Genomic DNA, 17,365 nt, shown 5'->3' on the forward strand with positions numbered 1-17,365 from the left:
AAACTGCTCGCAGTGACCGCCTGCCCCACCGGTATCGCCCACACGTACATGGCCGCGGAGAAGCTGACGCAGGCCGCCCGGTCGCTCGGGCATGAGATCAAGGTGGAGACGCAGGGCTCCATCGGGGCCGAGAACGTACTGTCTGACAACGATGTCAGGGACGCGGACGGGGTGATCATCGCCGCGGACAAGGATGTCGACCTCGGGCGGTTCGCCGGCAAGAAGGTGCTGGCCGTCGGGGTCGCGGAGGGCATCCATCATCCTGAGCGGCTGATCGAGCGGGTGCGGAGCGCGCCGGTGCACGAGGGCAGCGGGGGCGCGGCGGCCCCGGGGATCGGGGGCGGCAAGGAGCGGAGTGCCGGGTACAAGGCGCTGATGAACGGTGTCAGCTACATGATCCCGTTCGTGGTGGTCGGGGGGCTGCTGATCGCGATATCGCTGGCGCTCGGGGGCCATGCGACGCCGGAGGGGCTGAAGATCCCGGCGGGGTCGTTCTGGGCGGACGTCAACAGCATCGGGACCATCGGGTTCCAGCTGATGGTCCCGATGCTGTCCGGCTATATCGCGTACGCGATCGGGGACCGGCCGGCCCTCGTTCCCGGCGTGATCGGCGGCTGGATCGCCACCCACGGCGAGCTGTACGGCATGAAGGACGCGAGCGCCGGCTTCATCGGCGGGATCGTCACCGGGTTCCTCGCCGGCTATCTGGTCGTGTGGATCAAGAAGGTCAGGGTCCCCCGCTTCGTCCGGCCGATCATGCCGATCATCGTGATCCCGATCGTGGCGACGACGGCGCTCGGGCTGTTCTTCATCTCCGTACTCGGCAAACCGATCTCGTGGGTCTTCACGCATCTCACGGGCTGGCTCAGCGGGATGACCGGGACCAGCGCGATCGCACTCGGGGCGATCCTCGGGCTGATGATCGCGTTCGATATGGGCGGGCCGGTCAACAAGACGGCGTTCCTGTTCGGCTCGGGGCTGATCGCGTCCGGCAATCAGACCGTGATGGGGATGTGCGCCGCAGCCATTCCGGTCATGCCGCTGGGGCAGGGGCTGGCCACGCTGGTGCGCCGACGGCTGTACTCCGAGCAGGAGCGGGAGACCGGGATGGCCTCGCTGTTCATGGGGTTGTTCGGGATCTCCGAGGGGGCGATTCCGTTCGCGGCGGCGCGGCCGGCGCAGGTCATTCCGGCGAACATGCTGGGTGGGGCGGTGGCCGGGGCGGTCGCGGGGATGGCCGGGGTGTCGGACGCGGTGCCGCACGGCGGGCCGATCGTGGCGGTGCTGGGGGCGGTCGGCGGGGTGCCGATGTTCTTTGTCGCGGTGGTGGCCGGGGCGGTGGTCACGGCGCTGTCGACGGTGACGCTGGTGGATGTCGCGGAGCGGCGGAAGGGGCGGGCCATGGCGGGGGTCCCGGGCGCGCCGGTGCCGGAGGTCGTGCCGGGGCTGGAGGCCGTGCCGGAGGCGGAGCTGGAGCCGGTAGGGGGCGGGGCGGTCGGTGTCGCCGGGGCTTCGGGTGAGGGGGCGGTCTCCCGTACAGGGGCGGGCTCCCGTACAGGGGACGGTGAGCTTCCCGAGGTGCTCTCCGGCTATCTCACCCCGCAGACCGTGACGACGCGCCTCACGGCCGACGGCAAGGAGGCGGCCATCCGTGAGCTGGCCGAGTTGGCGGCGGCCGGCGGCAAGGTGGCGGACGTCGCGGAACTCGTACGGGTGGCGCTGGCCCGGGAGGCGCAGGGCACCACCGGGCTCGGCGAGGAGATCGCCATTCCGCATGCCAAGACGGATGCGGTGACCGCGCCGGTAGTCGCCTTCGCGCGGTCGCCGGAGGGCATCGAGTGGGGGTCGCTGGACGGGACGCTCGCCAAGCTGGTGTTCATGATCGCGGTGCCGGAGGCGGCGGCCGGGGATGAGCATCTGCGGATTCTGGCGCTGCTGTCGCGGAAGCTGATGGATACGGACTTCCGGGCGCGGTTGCAGGGCGCGGAGGATGCGGCGGGGGTGCTGCGGGTGCTCGGGGAGATCGGGTAGCTGGGGTAGCTGAGGTCAGGGGCGGTGGTCGGCGGTCGGCGCTGTCGCGTCGCGCATGGTGAGCGCTGTCGCGGGGCGGGTGCTGTCGCGGGGCGGGTGCTGTCGTGCAGCGGGTGTTCTCGTGCAGCGGGTGTCGGCCCTTGACGGGCGTTGCTGGGCACCGGTTGTCGTTGCCGGGTGCCGGTCGGGCGCACATGGCGACGGCCCCCGCACTCGGTGAGTGCGGGGGCCGTCACGCCTGCGGGACGACGGCTCAGCGGCCGCCCGGCGTCGCCTCCGGGTCGTTGCCAGCGGCCGCCGCGGCCTCGTTGTAGATGTCGGGCTCGAGGTAGATGACCCGGGCGATCGGCACGGCCTCGCGGATGCGTACCTCGGCAGCGTCGATGGCCTTTGCGACCTGGGCGGCCGTGTCGTCGTGCTCGACCGCGATCTTGGCGGCGACCAGCAGTTCCTCGGGGCCGAGGTGGAGGGTGCGCATGTGGATGACGCGGGTGACGACATCACCGTCGACGATCGCCTCGCGGATCTTGGCGACCTCCTCGGGGCCCGCCGCCTCGCCCAGCAGCAGCGACTTGGTCTCGGCGGCCAGGACCAGGGCGATCACCACCAGCAGCGTGCCGATGCACATGGTGCCGATGCCGTCCCAGATGCCGTCGCCGGTCAGGAGGGTGAGGCCGACGCCGCCCAGGGCGAGGACCAGGCCGATCAGCGCGCCGAAGTCCTCCAGGAGGACGACCGGCAGCTCGGGTGCCTTGGCGCGGCGGATGAACTGGCCCCAGGTCTGCTTGCCGCGCAGCTCGTTGGACTCCTTGATGGCCGTACGGAACGAGAAGCCCTCGGCAATGATCGCGAAGACCAGGACGCCGACCGGCCAGAACCAGTTGTCCAGCGGATGCGGGTCGTGGATCTTCTCGTAGCCCTCGTAGAGCGCGAAGACGCCGCCGATGGTGAACAGGACGATGGAGACCAGGAAGCCGTAGATGTACCGCTCGCGGCCGTAACCGAAGGGGTGTTCGGCGGTCGCCTCGCGCTTGGCCTTCTTGCCGCCGAGCAGCAGCAGGCCCTGGTTGCCGGAGTCCGCGACGGAGTGCACCCCCTCGGCCAGCATCGAGGACGAGCCGCTGAAGGCGAAGGCCACGAACTTCGCTGCGGCGATCGCCAGGTTGGCGCCCAGCGCCGCGACGATGGCCTTTGTCCCGCCTGATGCGCTCATGTGTGCCGCATGTCCCTTCCCTCGACCGGGCTTTACCGCCCCTTTAATGCCGTGCGGCGGTCATTGTTGCAGCCCGGCGCCGGGGCGGCGGCATGAGGCCAGCATGCGGCCATCTGGGTGGGGGGCCTTAGGGGGTGGGGGAACAGATCCCGTAGGGGTTGTGAGCGCCCCTTGCGGGCCGTAACGCGGCGGGGGCGGGCGGTATTCCCGGTGGGGGTGGGGCGGTGTCCCCGGTGGGGGCGGGCGGTATTCCCGGTGAGGGTGGGGCGGTGTCCCCGGCAGGGGCGAGGCGGCAGACGCGGCAGGGGCACAGCGTGTCCCCGGGAGGGGCGGAGCAGTACCCCCGGCGGGGCGGGACGGTGTTCCCGGCAGGGCGGAGCGGTGGACACGGCGAGGACACGGCAGTGTCCCGGCGGGGGCGGGACGGTGCTCCCAACGGGCCGGGGCGGTAGACACGGCAGGGGCGGAGCAGTACCCCCGGCGGGGGCGGGACGGTGTCCCTGGCAGGGGCGGGACGGTGCTCTCGGCAGGGGCGGGACGGTGCTCTCGGCAGGGCGGAGCGGTGGACACGGCGGGGATTCGGGAGTGTCCCCGGTGGGGGTGGGCCGGTGCTCCTGGCAGGGGCGGAATGGTAGACACGGCAGGAACACGGCAGTGTCCCGGCAGGGCCGGAGCGGTGCCCCCGGCGGTCACCAGGTGATCGGCGAGCCCTCGCCTACGCGACGACCGTGGCGCGGAAGAGGGTGCCGTCTCCGGAGAGGGTGATCCGTTCGCCGGCCGGGACGAAGGCCGATTCGCCGGGGGTGAGGGTCAGGGCGGCCGGGACGTCGCCCGTCAGCCGGACCGTGCCTGCCGTGCACAGCAGGACCTGCGGCGTACGGGCATCCAGCGGGTGCGGCGCGGCCCCCGGGGCGAGGGCGAAGCGGGAGAGCCGGAATTCGTCGATGGGGGTCTCGTAGATCTCCTCGCCGTCGACCGCCTCGGGGCGCATCACGCCGGGGTCGCCGGCCTCGAAGCGGACGATGCGCAGCAGCTCGGGGACGTCGACGTGCTTGGGGGTGAGGCCGCAGCGCAGGACGTTGTCGGAGTTGGCCATCAGCTCGACGCCGAGGCCGCTGAGGTAGGCGTGCGGGATGCCGGCGCCGAGGAAGAGCGCCTCGCCGGGCTGGAGCCGGACGTGGTTGAGGAGCATGGCGGCGATCACGCCGGGGTCGCCCGGGTAGTGGTGGGCGATGGCGGCGTACGCGGCGTAGTCGTCGGCGTACTCCCCCGGCTGGGCGGCCAGCCGGCCGGCCGCGGCGGCGGCGCGTGCGACGGTGTCGGCCATCGCGTCGGGCTCGGCGCTCAGGACGGCGGTCAGCACCTCGCGCAGGGCGGATTCCTCGGGGCTGGCGCGCAGGATGTCGACATACGGCTTGAGGTCGTCGACGCCGAGGCCTTCCAGGAGGTCGGCGGACCGGTCCGGGTGCCGGAAGCCGCACAGGCCGTCGAAGGGGGTGAGCGCGCAGATCAGCTCGGGCTTGTGGTTGGCGTCCTTGTAGTTGCGGTGGGCGGCGTCCAGCGGGATGCCGCGTCGCTCCTCGTCGGCGAAACCTTCCTTCGCCTGGGTCAGGTCGGGGTGGACCTGGAGGGAGAGCGGGGAGCCGGCCGCGAGCAGCTTGAGGAGGAACGGCAGCCGGAGTCCGAAGGCACGGACGGTGGGCTCGCCGAGTTCGGCCTCGGGGGCGGCGTCGATCACCTCGGCCAGCGAGACGGGGCCCGCGCCGCGGTCTATCCGGGAGGGGGTGCCGGGATGGGCGCCCATCCACAGCTCGGCCTGCGGTGCGCCGGTCGGCTCGACCCCGAGGAGCTCCGGGATGGCGGTGGTGGAGCCCCAGGCGTAGGGGCGCACGGTGTTGGCGAGGCGGTCCATGGGGCAGCTGCTTCCTGCGGGGTGGTCGTCGTCGTTCGTACCGTTGGGCGTCGTACGTCCGGTCGGCGTCGTACGTCCGGTGAGCGGGCGGGTCCGCGTGGGGCGGCGTGGGCCGGAGAGAATCCGCATGCGAGCCACGTGCGACCCGCATGCGACCCACGTGCGTCCCGGGTGGGCCCGCCCAATGATCACTCGGTGTCGGTGAGCGCCAGGTAAACGGCGGCGAAATCCGTGATGGCAAGCAGTTCCGTGGCGCTCTCCAGCTCGCTGCCGCTCTGCGGTTCGAGCTCGCTGAGGGCCGTCTCGCACTCGTCGGCGAGTGCGTTGGCGGCGCGGGCGGCGGAGTGCGGCCCCGGCTCCCCCTCGCGCAGCAGCAGGACCCGGGCGCGCAGTGCGGCCTGGTCCTCGACGCGGTCACGGAAGAAGTCGTCCGGGTCGGCGCCGGCGGCCAGCGTGCCGGCCAGCAGCGGGCGGTGGGTGGTGAGCGCCTCGGGCAGCGCGGCGGCGAGCGCGGGGCGGCCGGCGAGCCCGGCGAGTGTGGTGGCGAAGTGCCGGCCGACGGCGCCGGCGATGGTGCCCTCGGTCCAGATGAGCGGCAGGGCGTCGGCGAGGTCGGCGGCCAGGGTCTTGGCCGGGTTGGTGTAGGTGGCGACGGCCGGGCCGCAGCGCTCGGCGAGCTGGTCGAGGTGGTCGGCGAGGTGGCCGAGCGCCTCCGGCGGCGCGGTGAGCAGGCCGATGCGGTCGGCGAGCGCGAGCAGCGGGATGAGCAGCGACCAGAGGGTGCCGGGGGCGGCCGGGGGCGCGCCTTCGACGTCGAATTCGGCGTCGTAGGACGTGGTCGGCAGCGGGACGGTGAGGCCGCGGGCCTGGACGACGGCGTCGGCGAGCGCGCCGCCGGCCGGGGTGACGGCGACGACCGCGCAGCCGCGGCGGTAGGCCTGCTCGACCAGCTCGGCCAGGCCGGAGTCGGAACCGTCGGGTCCGGCGAGCAGCAGCAGGTCCAGGGGGCCGGTCCAGCCGGGCAGTGTCCAGCGCATGGCACCGGGCAGCGGGGCGACGCCGGTGGGCGGGATGTGGGTGACCGGGCAGCTGCCGCCGCCCAGGGCGGCGAGGAGTTCGGCGATCGCCGGTGCGGCGGGGCCGGGACCCGCGACGAGGACGGCGCGTGGCCGTCCATCGGGCGTGAGGTCGGGGATGCCGGCCTCGGCGGCGCTGCGGGCGGCTGAGCGCACCCGGGCGCCGGATTCGGCCACGCCGCGCAGCAGTCCGTATCGGTCGGCGCCGGCCAGCGCCTCAGGGGCATCGAGGAGTGACTCGTCGAGCATGGTGGGCGCGGCCTCCGTTCGCCGGTACGGGCGGGGGATCACCGGGTGGCGCCGGGTCGGGCCCGGCGCTGCCCGGTCAGGCGGGGCGGCTGGCCTCGTCGACGAGGAGTACGGGGATGCCGTCCCGGACGGGGTAGGCGAGACCGCAGTCGGCGGAGGTGCAGGCCAGCGTGGCGGGGTCAGCCGCGGTGTGGTCCTCGAGCGGGGCGTGGCACGCCGGGCAGGCGAGGATCTCGATCAAGCTGGCTTCGACCGGCATGGAGGCTGCTCCTTCGGGGTGATTGCGGCTTGGCCAGCGTACCGCCGTACCGGGGGCCGGGTCCTGCTCGGAGGGGATGTGCGGAGGTGGGAGGGGTGGCTGCCGGGGGCCGCCGCCCCTCCCGGGCGGCTAGCCGCGGATGATGGCGAGCGCCTCGTCCCGTACCCGGTCGACGGTGGCCGTGTCGCGGGCCTCGGCGTTCAGCCGGAGCAGGGGCTCGGTGTTGGAGGGGCGGACGTTGAACCACCAGTCGGCGGCGGTGACGGTCAGGCCGTCCAGTTCGTCGATGGTGACGCCTTCGCGGCCCTGGTAGGCGGCCTTGATGGCGGCGAGGCGGCCGTTCTGGTCGTCGACGGTGCTGTTGATCTCGCCGGAGGCGGCGTAGCGGTCGTACTGGGCGACGAGCTGCGAGAGCGGGCCCTGCTGGCCGCCGAGGGCGGCGAGGACGTGCAGGGCGGCGAGCATGCCGGTGTCGGCGTTCCAGAAGTCGCGGAAGTAGTAGTGCGCGGAGTGCTCGCCGCCGAAGATGGCGCCGCTCTCGGCCATCTCCGCCTTGATGAAGGAGTGGCCGACGCGGGTGCGGACCGCCTTGCCGCCGTTCTCCTTGACGACCTCGGGGACCGACCAGGAGGTGATGCAGTTGTGGATGATCGTTCCGCCGGGGTGCTTGGCGAGTTCGCGGGCGGCGACCAGTGCGGTGATCGCGGAGGGGGAGACCGGGTCGCCGTTCTCGTCGACGACGAAGCAGCGGTCGGCGTCGCCGTCGAAGGCGAGGCCGAGGTCGGCGCCGGTCTCGCGGACCCGGGCCTGGAGGTCGACGATGTTCTTGGGGTCGAGGGGGTTGGCCTCGTGGTTCGGGAAGGAGCCGTCCAGGTCGAAGTACATGGCGTCGAGTTGGAGGGGCAGGCCCTCGAAGACGGTGGGCACGGTGTAGCCGCCCATGCCGTTGCCCGCGTCGACGACGACCTTCAGGGGGCGGATGCCAGTCAGGTCCACGAGGTTGCGCAGGTGGTCGGCGTAGTCCTCGAGCACATCGCGCTGGGTGACGGAGCCGGTGGCGGCGACCGGTTCGGGGGCGCCGCCTTCGGACCAGTCCTCGACGAGGGCACGGATCTCGGCGAGGCCGGTGTCCTGGCCGACCGGGGAGGCGCCCGCCCGGCACATCTTGATGCCGTTGTACTGGGCGGGGTTGTGCGAGGCGGTGAACATCGCGCCGGGCAGGCCGAGCGCGCCGCTGGCGTAGTAGAGCTCGTCGGTCGAGCAGAGCCCGATCTCGGTGACGTCGGCGCCGCGGGCCGCCGCGCCCCGGGCGAAGGCCCTGGACAGGCCGGGTGAGGAGGGCCGCATGTCGTGCCCGGTCACGATCGCGTCCGCGTCGGTGATCTGGACGAAGGCCGCGCCGAACAGCTCGGCGAGCGTCTCGTCCCACTGGTCGGGGACCACACCGCGCACGTCGTACGCCTTGACGAGCTGCGACAGATCGGTCACTGCCGGGCCTCCTGGAGTCGCTGAGTCGCTACGGAGCCCCAAACCTACCCGCCCGCCCTGTGCGGGGGCCGTGAACCGGCCGTGCGCGCCACGGCGCCGGTCCCGGTCCCCGCACGGGCGGCGGACCTGCGTGTCCGGTGGACGGTGCGGCCGGTCCAGCTAGGGCAGCATCCAGCCGAGTACGGCGCTGCTCTGGGCGACCACGAGCAGGCACATCACCAGCAGGAGGCCCAGGCTCCACCACAGCAGCTTGCGCAGCAGGTCCCCCTCCTTTCCGGCGAGGCCGACGGCGGCGCAGGCGATGGTCAGGTTCTGCGGCGAGATCATCTTGCCGAGGACCCCGCCGGAGCTGTTGGCGGCGGCGAGGAGTTCGGGCGAGAGGCCGGACTGCCGGGCGGCGGTGACCTGGAGGGCGCCGAAGAGGGCGTTGGCGGAGGTGTCGGAGCCGGAGACGGCGACGCCGAACCAGCCCAGGACGGGCGAGAGGAAGGCCAGTCCGGCGCCGGCCGCGGCGACGAAGTGGCCGATGGTGCCTGCCTGTCCGGAGAGGTTCATGACGTAGGCGAGGGCGAGTACGGAGGTGACGGTGACGATGGTGCGGCGCAGTTCGTGGACGGTGGCGAGCCATTCCCGTGCGGCGTCCTTCGCCGTGACGCCGAGGATCGCGGCGGTGATGAGGCCGGCCAGCAGCACCAGTGTGCCGCCGGCCTCGATCAGCGGCAGGGAGAAGACATTGCCGCCGACGGGCCTGCCGTCCGGGCCCGCGACGTTCAGGAACGGCCAGTCGAAGGTCTGGTTCGCCCTGGCCAGCAGGTCCTTGACCGGCGGGAGTTGGGCGGCCGAGAAGATCACGATGATCAGGACGTAGGGCGCGTAGGCGCGGACGACCTCGCGGCGCTCGTCGCGTACGTCGAGGTCCTGGTTGCGGACGCCGGTGAGGATCGCGTCGCGTACCGGCTCCGCGGCGGGTTTGCGGGCGCTGGGGACGGCCACCAGGGCGATGGTGCCGGCCAGCGCCGCGCCGATGTCCGCGAGCTGCACCGAGACGAAGTTGGAGGCGGCGAACTGGACGACGGCGAAGGCGGATCCGCAGGCGAGCGCGGGCACCCAGGTCTCGCGCAGGCCGCGCCGGCCGTCGACGAGGACGACCAGCAGCAGCGGTACGACCAGCGCCAGCAGCGGGGTCTGACGGCCCACCACGGAGGCGACGGAGGTCAACGGCAGGCCGGTGACCTGGGCGAGGGTGGCGACGGGGGTGCCCATGCCGCCGAAGGCGACGGGGGCGGTGTTGGCGACCAGGGCGACGATCGCGGCCTTGGCCGGGGCGAAGCCGAGCGCGACGAGCATCACCGCGCTGATGGCGACCGGGGCGCCGAATCCGGCCAGTGCCTCCAGGAGGCCGCCGAAGCAGAAGGCGATGACCAGGGCCTGGATGCGGGGGTCGGCGGAGAGCCGGGAGAAGGAGCGGCGCAGCACGTCGAAGTGCTGGGTGCGGACCGTCATCCGGTAGACCCAGAGGGCGTTGGCGACGATCCAGATGATGGGAAAGAGGCCGAAAAGGGCGCCTTGGGCGGCGCCGGAGAGGGTCTGGCCGACGGGCATGCCGTAGCCGAGGGCGGCGACGACGAACGCGACGCCGAGGCCGATCAGGCCGGCTAAGTGGGCGCGCATGCGCACGGCCCCGAGCAGGACGAGGACGGTGAGCAGGGGCAGTGCGGCAACTAAGGCGGACAGGGCGAGCGAGTCGGCTATGGGCTCCAGCTGTTGGACGTACACGGGACCTCCGACGTGAGCGACCTCTCGCCGTAATTCCGTACTGCGAAATTAAATTACGCGAGAGCGGAAAATCATGCTCAGGTCTCGGCCAAGTTGGCGTCAATGGTCGGCGGTCGATTGATCGTGAGGAGATTCCCGGCAGGCAGGAAGGAGCTTCCGGGGCATTCCGGGGTTTCCGGGCAGAGGGAGGAGCGGGCGCGCCGGGTCAGCCGGTCAGGAGTCGGGGGACCGCAGGACCCGCAGATGGCCGCGGCGGGCCACCTCCATGGGCCGGCCGTCGCGGCCGGCGGGCCCGTCGCCCGCCTGGCTTCCGTCGCCGCCCGCGGCACGCTCCTGCGGGCGGGCCGCCTCGCGTACGGCATTGGCGAGCGCTTCGAGGTCGTCGCCGCTGGGCCGGGCGGGGCCCGCGTCGATGGCGAGGCGGACGACTTCCCAGCCACGGGGCGCGGTCAGGCGCTCGGAGTGCTCGGCGCACAGGTCGTAGCAGTGTGGCTCGGCGTAGGTGGCGAGCGGTCCGAGCACGGCGGTCGAATCCGCATAGACGTACGTCAGCGTTGCGACGGCGGGGCGGCCGCACGCAGTGCGCGAACAGCGACGTACAGGGCTCACGACGTTGGACGGTACCGCACTCTTGAGCGGGCCGCGACGACTCTCCCCCGGCTCACCCGACCGTGTCGTCCCGCTTCGCCCGATGCGTCTGACCTGCACCCACCCTCCCGTCGTCCGCCACCGCTCCAGATGGAAACGGTGCGCGCCGCCGCGGCATCGCCGGTCCGGGCAGCTCGGAGCGGACGGCGCGGCGCACGGAAAGCCGTCACCAGTCGGCGCAATTCATGTCATTCCGCGGGGGATCCGCGATCTCATAGGGGGATGGAAACGAACGGAACGCGGAGCGGACCGGTCACTCGGCGACATCATGCGTCTTGTCGCGCTTCGCGGTACCGCCCGCCCCGCGACGGTTACGCTCGATGCTGATGGACAGCCCCGTACCTCCCCGACCGTCGGAGCCGCGACTCCGCCGCCGCGACCGGCACGGCCGCGGTATGCGCGGCCCGATCGCGCCTCCTCAGGTGCCGCTGTCGGTGAGCCGCGCCGACGCCTTCGTGGACCTCGTCTATGACTCCCGCGACCGCCTGGAGCGGCGCTGGCCGCAGCTCGCGGAGGTCGACTTCATGGTCCTGGACGTGCCCGGTTCCGGCCCCGACGCCTGGCCGGACGCGGAGGCGGACGGCGAGACCGTACCGCTGGGCAGGGTGGTACCGGCCGGCGGCGGACATCGCGACCGGATCGTGATCTACCGCAGGCCGGTGGAGATCCGCACCAAGAGCCGCGACGAGCGCGCGCTGCTGGTCCACGAGGTGGTCGTCGAGCAGGTCGCCGAACTGCTGGGGCTGGCCCCGGAGTCGGTGGACCCGCGCTATGGCCAGGAGTAGGCCGTACGGCGTGGTCACCCGGGGCGGGAGCCGTTGCCGGTTGCGGTTCACGTCGTGGTGGCGGTGGGACGCCGACGGAAACGTGGGGTGGCGCCAGGAATGAGCCGTACGGCGTGGCGGCCCGGGGCGGGAGCCGTTGCCGGTTGCGGTTCACGTCGTGGCGGCGGTGGGACGCCGACGGAAACGTGCGGTGGCGCCAGGAATGAGCCGTACGGCGTGGCGGCCCGGGGCGGGAGCCGTTGCCGGTTGCGGTTCACGTCGTGGCGGCGGTGGGACGCCGACGGAAACGTGCGGTGGCGCCAGGACCTGTCCCGTGGGGCAGGTCCTGGCGCGGGTCGGTACGGGAGCGCTCAGTCGTTCAGCAGCGACAGGTCCTGGCCCGCCGTGGGGACGACGACCGTGCCCCGGTCGTCGGGCAGGGTCTGCACGGTGAAGGCCGGGATGCCGCCCAGCGGCTGCACCAGCGTGCGCGCCGCGTAGACCGGGCCGCTGCCCGGCTGGGGCTCCACCGTCAGCGCGTAGGTGCCCTTGAGGCCCGAGGGGCGCGGGGGGTCGATGGCGAGGGTGCTGCCGCCCTTGACCGTGTACGTCTTGGAGACCGGCGTGCCGCCGTCGCTGCCCGCCGACGCGGTGACCTTGACCTTCGCGTCCTTGCCCTTCTCCGGCGCGACGAGGGACAGGGTGCTGCCCTTGGAGCGGTTGTCGGCGACCGTGGCGCGCTTGTCCACCGGGAGGGTCGCCGGGATGAAGGCCATCTCCTGGTCGGCGCCCTTGCCCCGGGTCACCCGCAGCGCGGCCGTGACCGGGGCCTTGGAGCCGCCGTCGGCGGGCGTGAGCACCAGCGATCCGGCCTCGCCCTTGGTCAGGTCCCGGAGGTCGATCGCCGTCGTCATCCCGCTCTTGACGTGCAGCGTCTCCGCTCCAGCCGGGGTGATCAGGCCGCTCGGGGTGGCCAGCTGCACCTTGAGGTCGGCGTCCGCCGCACCGGGTGCGACGGCCACCAGGCGCACGGAGGTGGCGTCCTTGGGGATGCCGGGCAGCACCAGGCTGTCGGCCGGGTCGGCGGCGGGCGGCAGCCAGTCGCCGCCCAGCTTGGCGTCGGAGGCCTGGACGGCGGCGCCGACCCGGCCCTGGCGGACGACGACATGCAGCGCGGCGTTGGTGGCCGGGCTGCCGGTCAGGGTGGACAGCAGCCGCGAGACCGTGGTGTGCGCTGGAACGGTGATGCCCTCGGCCGTGGCGCCGCTCAACGCCCCGTCCTTGCCCCGCAGTTCGAGGTCGACCTCGGCGTCGGTCGGCCCGGGGTTGGTCAGATGGACGAAGTCCTGGCGGTCCTTGTCGGTGCTGACACCGGGGAACCAGAACGTCGTGTCCGGGGCGGTGCAGCTCAGCCCGAACAGTCCGCGGCCGTTGCCGGCGGCGACGGAGGTGGTCTGCTGAGCGGTCCAGCCGGGGGCGAGAGTGCCGTCGGCGTCGCCCACCAGGGCGGGCGCATCGGCCGCGTCGGTCCGCGCGGTGACCGGCCGGCCCGCCTGGTCGAGGGGCGCCACGGGCTTGGTGTCGCGCGGCGGCACGACCGTGCTGCCGGTGTCCGCGCCGCTGTCCTTGCCCTTGCTCTTGCCCTTGCCGCCCTTCTTCGACGTGTCGCCGGCCCCGCTGCCGTCCTCGACGGTCCCGGCGGGCACCAGCTTCGCGGTGCCCTTCTTCGCGTCCGCACCGGCCGCCGCGCCCTTGGGGACGAAGGACGTGTACGTGGTGTCGCCGACCTCCGAGGACGTCGGGGCCGGGCAGAGCAGCGCGGAGCGCTGGACGGGCAGCCGGGTGCCGCCCTGTGGCGCCGCCTTGGCCGCGCCGTCCGGGGCGGCGACGGCGGCGACACCGGTGACGGCGGCCAGCCCGGCCGCCGCGCCGATCAGGGACATCATCGTGCGCTTCACTGCTGGTCGCTCCCGTCACGGCGCGGCTGCTCGGGGAAGGAGCCGGGGTACGTCGTGCCGTCGTCGTAGGGCTGCTGGGGCTGCTGGGGCTGCTGGGCGTAGCCGTACGGGTCGTAGGTGCCCGCCTGGTAGGGGTCCGCCGCGTAGGGGTCGGTGGCCTGGTACGGGTCGGCCTGGGGGTAGGGCGGCTGCTGCGGCGCGTACGGACCGGCCTGCGCGTACTGACCGCCGTCGCCTGCCTGGTACGGGTCGGCGGGAGCGTAGGACTGGTCGGCGGGAGCGTAGGGCTGGTCGGCGGGAGCGTAGGGCTGGTCGGCGGGCTGTCCCGGCGCGGCCGGGTCCGCCTGCTGGGCCGTTGCCCACTGCTCGTACGACTGCTGTTGCGGCACCGCCGCGTACGGGTCGCCGGTCGCCTCGGCCTCCTGGACCGGAACGGCGGCGGGCTCCTCCCCGGCCGGCTCCGGCGCGGCCTGGTGCCCGGCCGCCTCCGCGGCGGCCCGCAGCCTGCGCGCCCGGCGGCCGTCGCCGGTGGCCGCCTGGGCGGCGGCCAGCACGGCGTCGTCCTCGGGCAGGTCGTCGTCGATCTCCCGGCGGCGGCCCGGCAGCGCCATCACCACCAGGACGACGGCGAGGAATCCCTGGGTCCACAGCCAGACGGTGTGGCCGGTCGGGTTCTCGTAGGTGAGGTCGAGCCGGCCGCCGTCCGAGGGGAGCGTGAAGCCCTGCGCCCAGCCGTCGACCGTCACGGGCTTGAGCGGCTTGCCGTTCAGGGTGGCCTGCCAGCCCGGGTCGGCGGTGTCCGCGATGCGCAGCACCCGGCCGGCGGGGCCGGCGGGCACCTTGCCGGTGTGCGCCTCGACGGGGCCGGACGGTACGGGGACCGGCGCGGCGGCCTCGCCGGCGCGGGTGCCGTCGGTCGTCCCGCCCTGGACGATGGAGACCCGCGAGACCCGGCGGTCGACCCGCCACAGGGCGCTGCCGTCGTCCTGGCTGAGCCGGGTCAGCCCCGGCGTCGCGTCCAGCACCCGGCCCATCGTGCGGGGCGCGCCGTTGCGCACCAGGATGTAGCGGACGGCGTAGCCGCCGAGCTGGCTGGTCTGGTCGGCGCCGGAGCCGGCCACGAGGTTGGCGACGATGCCGCCGAAACGCTTGTCCTCGCCGGCCGTGGCGGCCAGGTCGGCGTCGCCGAGCCGGGCGCCGGAGCCGCGGACCAGGGTGTAGTCGACATGGCCGGTGCGGCCGTCGAGGACGAGGGTGCGGGCGCGGTCGTCGGTGCCTGACTCCTCGGCGACGAACGCCGGGACCTGCGCGGGGTCGCGCCGTTCCAGGGGGCCGGCCGCGCCGGTGATCATCCAGCTGACGGCGGCGTAGAGCGGGGCGAGGACGGATGCCAGCGCGATCAGCACGGCGACCGGCTGCTTCCAGCCGAAGCCCATGGCGGTCATCCGGGTGCGGATGCCCTCGGCGCCGATCGCCGCGGCGCACAGCAGGGCCAGGCCGTAGACGAGCATCGCGGGCCCGGTCCAGCCGGAGGCGTTGCCCAGCGCCGCGCACAGCAGCCCGGCCACCGCCACCACCCAGGCGGTGCGGATCGCGGTCTGCCGCTCGTCGCGCAGCGTCGCCGCCAGTGCGGCCAGGACGATACCGATCAGCAGCAGCCCGCCGGCCGCCTTGGGGCCGCCGGGGCTCAGGCCGATCAGGTCCAGTACGGAGGCCGATCCGGTGCCGTAGTCGAGCCCGGCCTCCTGGAAGAAGCGGGCGGGGTTGCCGAAGAGCGACAGCGACCAGGGGGCGAGCACCACGACCGGCACGACGGCCACGGCCAGGAAGCGCAGGACGTGGCCGACCAGCAGGTCACGGCTCGTCAGGGCACTCCGCACCAGCAGCCCGATGCCGAGCAGCACCGCCATCGGCCAGACGACGGGGGTGAAGGCCATGGTGAAGGTGACCAGCAGGGTGTACGCCCAGGTGGCGCGCCAGCTGGGGCGGGTGCCGGGGCTCAGGCGCAGTCCGGCGGCGGCGACCGCGGCGCGGGCCATCAGCGGCAGCAGGATGGCGAGTACGGCGGTGCCCAGGCGGCCGCCTGCCAGCGCGCCGGTGGCGGCGGGCAGGAAGGCGTACGCGATGCTCCCCCAGGCCCGCAGCAGCCGGGAGGTGACCAGCGGGCGGGAGGCGAAGTAGGCGGTGAGTCCGGCCAGCGGGACGGAGCACACCAGCAGCAGGGTGAGGGTGAAGCCGGTGCTGCCGACGAAGATCGTGGAGACCAGGGCGACGACCGCCAGGTAGGGCGGCGCGGATGCGGCGTCGCCGGTGCCGACGGCGTGCCAGCTGTCGAGGTACGCCGACCACAGGTCGGAGACGCTGCCCGGTGCGGGGAGCATCGCACCGCCGGTGAGCGCGCCGGTGCCGAGCAGCCCGCGGCAGGCGATCAGCGAGACCACCAGCAGCAGCAGGAAGAGCAACGGACCCGGCTTGCGGGCGATCCGCTTGAGCCGCGCGAACTGCTCGACCTCCAGGAAGTCGGCGTCGTCGCCGCCGGGCCCGGATTCCACGGCGCCGTGCCGGCCGGCCGAGGCGACATCGGGCGCGGCGCGGCCCGCGAGGTTGCCCGCGACCTGTTCGACGGTGGCGCGCACGGTCGCGCCGGGCGGCGGGAAGAGCGGCCGCAGCTCGCTCGCGTCCACCGCCGGCCGGCCTCTGCGTTTGCGGGCGGCGAGGATCTTGCCGGGCCGCAGCAGGGTGCCGAAGAGCCCGGCGAGTTCGTCGAGCGCCTGGCCGGGGACCTTGCCGACGAGGTAGGCCAGAACGCGCAGGAAGGTACCGAGCACCAGCCGCAGCAGCACGTACGGGAGCAGCCCGCCGCGGGTGTTGGCGAGCAGGGTGTAGACGGCGCCGGACTTGTCGACGCGGTGCGGGTTGGCGACGAAGCGGCCGACGCAGTCGATGGGGCGGCGTTCGCGGGCGGCGGCCTCGGCGTGCCGCAGGACCGCGTCCGGCGCGATGAGCACCTGGTGGCCGGCCGCCTGGGCGCGCCAGCACAGATCGACGTCGTCGCGCATCAGCGGCAGCCGGCGGTCGAAGCCGCCCAACTGCTCGTAGACGTCGCGGCGGATGAGCATGCCGGCGGTGGAGACGGAGAGCACGGGACGGATCTGGTCGTGCTGGCCCTGGTCCTGTTCGCGGCGGTCCAGGCCGGTCCAACGGCGGCCGCTGCGGGCGATGCTGACGCCGGCTTCGAGCAGCTGCCGCCGGTCGTACCAGCTGCGCAGCTTGGGGCCGACGATGGCGGTGGAGGGGCTGGCGTCGGCGACCCGCAGCAGTTCGGCGAGCGCGGTGGGCGCGGGGGCGCAGTCGTCGTGCAGCAGCCACAGCCACTGGACCGGCTCGCCGTGCGGGAGTTCGGGCATGTCGTAGGCCTCGTCACGCCACGTCCTGCTGACGGGGTCCCAGCCGCTGGGGCGGCGCAGATAGGCCAGATCGTCCGGGGTGAGCACGGGGGCCGTTCGGACCGCCTCGTCCACCGCGGTGCCGAATCCGGAGCGGCGGGCGAGGTGCAGCACCCGCTCGTCCCCGATGGCGTCGGCGAGCAGCTTGGCGGATTCGTCCGCGCTGCCGGTGTCGGCGCCGATGACGTTCTGCACCGGGCGCTCCTGGCCGAGCAGCCCGGCGAGCGCGTCGGGCAGCCAGCGGGCGCCGTCATGGGAGACGATCACGGCGGTGACGACATGCCGCGGGAACTCTGGGGTGTCAGCTGCGTATGGGGCGGCCTGGGCCGCCGACTGACTGTGCACGGACATCGAGGTACGGGCCCTCCGGACCCGGGAGTCCGGGGCCCGCGGCGAAGTCGCTCAAGGCCCCCGCCCCCGGCAGACACTGCGACGGACTACGAGGCGACGCGCGCGACCCGTGGGGCGGCGGCGCATCTCGGACGGTGCCCCACACTAATGGTTCGCGCCGGAGTCCCGACCGGGCCCGTGTGCTGTGGGAGACA

Annotated in this window: 11 protein-coding genes; 2 read left to right on the plus strand and 9 right to left on the minus strand. The window is 73.6% G+C overall.

Features of this window, described 5'->3' with window-relative positions:
- The first annotated feature begins 12 nt into the window (after positions 1-12).
- Entirely contained in the window at positions 13-2,031 is a 2,019-nt protein-coding gene (locus AC5677_RS14925; protein ID WP_497196627.1) for a fructose-specific PTS transporter subunit EIIC, read from the plus strand.
- Positions 2,032-2,284: 253 nt separating this feature from the next.
- Here the strand turns inward: AC5677_RS14925 and AC5677_RS14930 are convergent, their stop codons facing one another.
- The 7 genes from AC5677_RS14930 to AC5677_RS14960 form a co-directional block, all read right to left on the minus strand.
- Positions 2,285-3,244 carry a cation diffusion facilitator family transporter gene (locus AC5677_RS14930; protein WP_497195525.1) on the minus strand — a complete coding sequence of 320 codons (960 nt, stop codon included), beginning with the start codon at positions 3,242-3,244 and terminating at the stop codon, positions 2,285-2,287.
- Between the two features lie 715 nt (positions 3,245-3,959).
- Positions 3,960-5,156: a mannose-6-phosphate isomerase, class I gene (gene manA, locus AC5677_RS14935; RefSeq protein ID WP_497195526.1), complete on the minus strand. Its 1,197-nt coding sequence runs from the start codon at positions 5,154-5,156 to the stop codon at positions 3,960-3,962.
- A 188-nt stretch (positions 5,157-5,344) separates the two neighbouring features.
- Complete coding sequence (locus tag AC5677_RS14940; RefSeq protein WP_497195527.1) at positions 5,345-6,481, minus strand: SIS domain-containing protein; 1,137 nt, start codon at positions 6,479-6,481, stop codon at positions 5,345-5,347.
- Positions 6,482-6,557: 76 nt separating this feature from the next.
- Positions 6,558-6,740 carry a Trm112 family protein gene (locus AC5677_RS14945; protein ID WP_497195528.1) on the minus strand — a complete coding sequence of 61 codons (183 nt, stop codon included), beginning with the start codon at positions 6,738-6,740 and terminating at the stop codon, positions 6,558-6,560.
- Between the two features lie 129 nt (positions 6,741-6,869).
- Positions 6,870-8,228, minus strand: coding sequence for a phosphomannomutase/phosphoglucomutase (locus AC5677_RS14950; protein WP_497195529.1), 1,359 nt, complete (start codon positions 8,226-8,228; stop codon positions 6,870-6,872).
- Between the two features lie 159 nt (positions 8,229-8,387).
- Entirely contained in the window at positions 8,388-10,004 is a 1,617-nt protein-coding gene (locus AC5677_RS14955; RefSeq protein ID WP_497195530.1) for an L-lactate permease, read from the minus strand.
- A 213-nt stretch (positions 10,005-10,217) separates the two neighbouring features.
- On the minus strand, positions 10,218-10,697 hold the full coding sequence (locus AC5677_RS14960; protein ID WP_497196628.1) for a DUF3499 domain-containing protein: 480 nt from the start codon (positions 10,695-10,697) through the stop codon (positions 10,218-10,220).
- 281 nt (positions 10,698-10,978) lie between these two features.
- Between AC5677_RS14960 and AC5677_RS14965 the strand changes: the two genes are divergently transcribed.
- On the plus strand, positions 10,979-11,437 hold the full coding sequence (locus AC5677_RS14965; RefSeq protein ID WP_497195531.1) for a metallopeptidase family protein: 459 nt from the start codon (positions 10,979-10,981) through the stop codon (positions 11,435-11,437).
- A 350-nt stretch (positions 11,438-11,787) separates the two neighbouring features.
- On the opposite strand, the gene AC5677_RS14970 is transcribed toward AC5677_RS14965, so the two are convergent.
- Together AC5677_RS14970 and AC5677_RS14975 are read right to left on the minus strand one after the other, a co-directional pair.
- Positions 11,788-13,374, minus strand: coding sequence for a DUF5719 family protein (locus AC5677_RS14970; RefSeq protein ID WP_497195532.1), 1,587 nt, complete (start codon positions 13,372-13,374; stop codon positions 11,788-11,790).
- Positions 13,371-17,171 carry a glycosyltransferase family 2 protein gene (locus AC5677_RS14975; protein ID WP_497195533.1) on the minus strand — a complete coding sequence of 1,267 codons (3,801 nt, stop codon included), beginning with the start codon at positions 17,169-17,171 and terminating at the stop codon, positions 13,371-13,373. Before AC5677_RS14975 ends, AC5677_RS14970 begins: the two co-directional genes overlap by 4 nt.
- Between the last annotated feature and the right edge of the window lie 194 nt (positions 17,172-17,365).

Source organism: Streptomyces sp. JLSY215, from assembly GCF_059682825.1.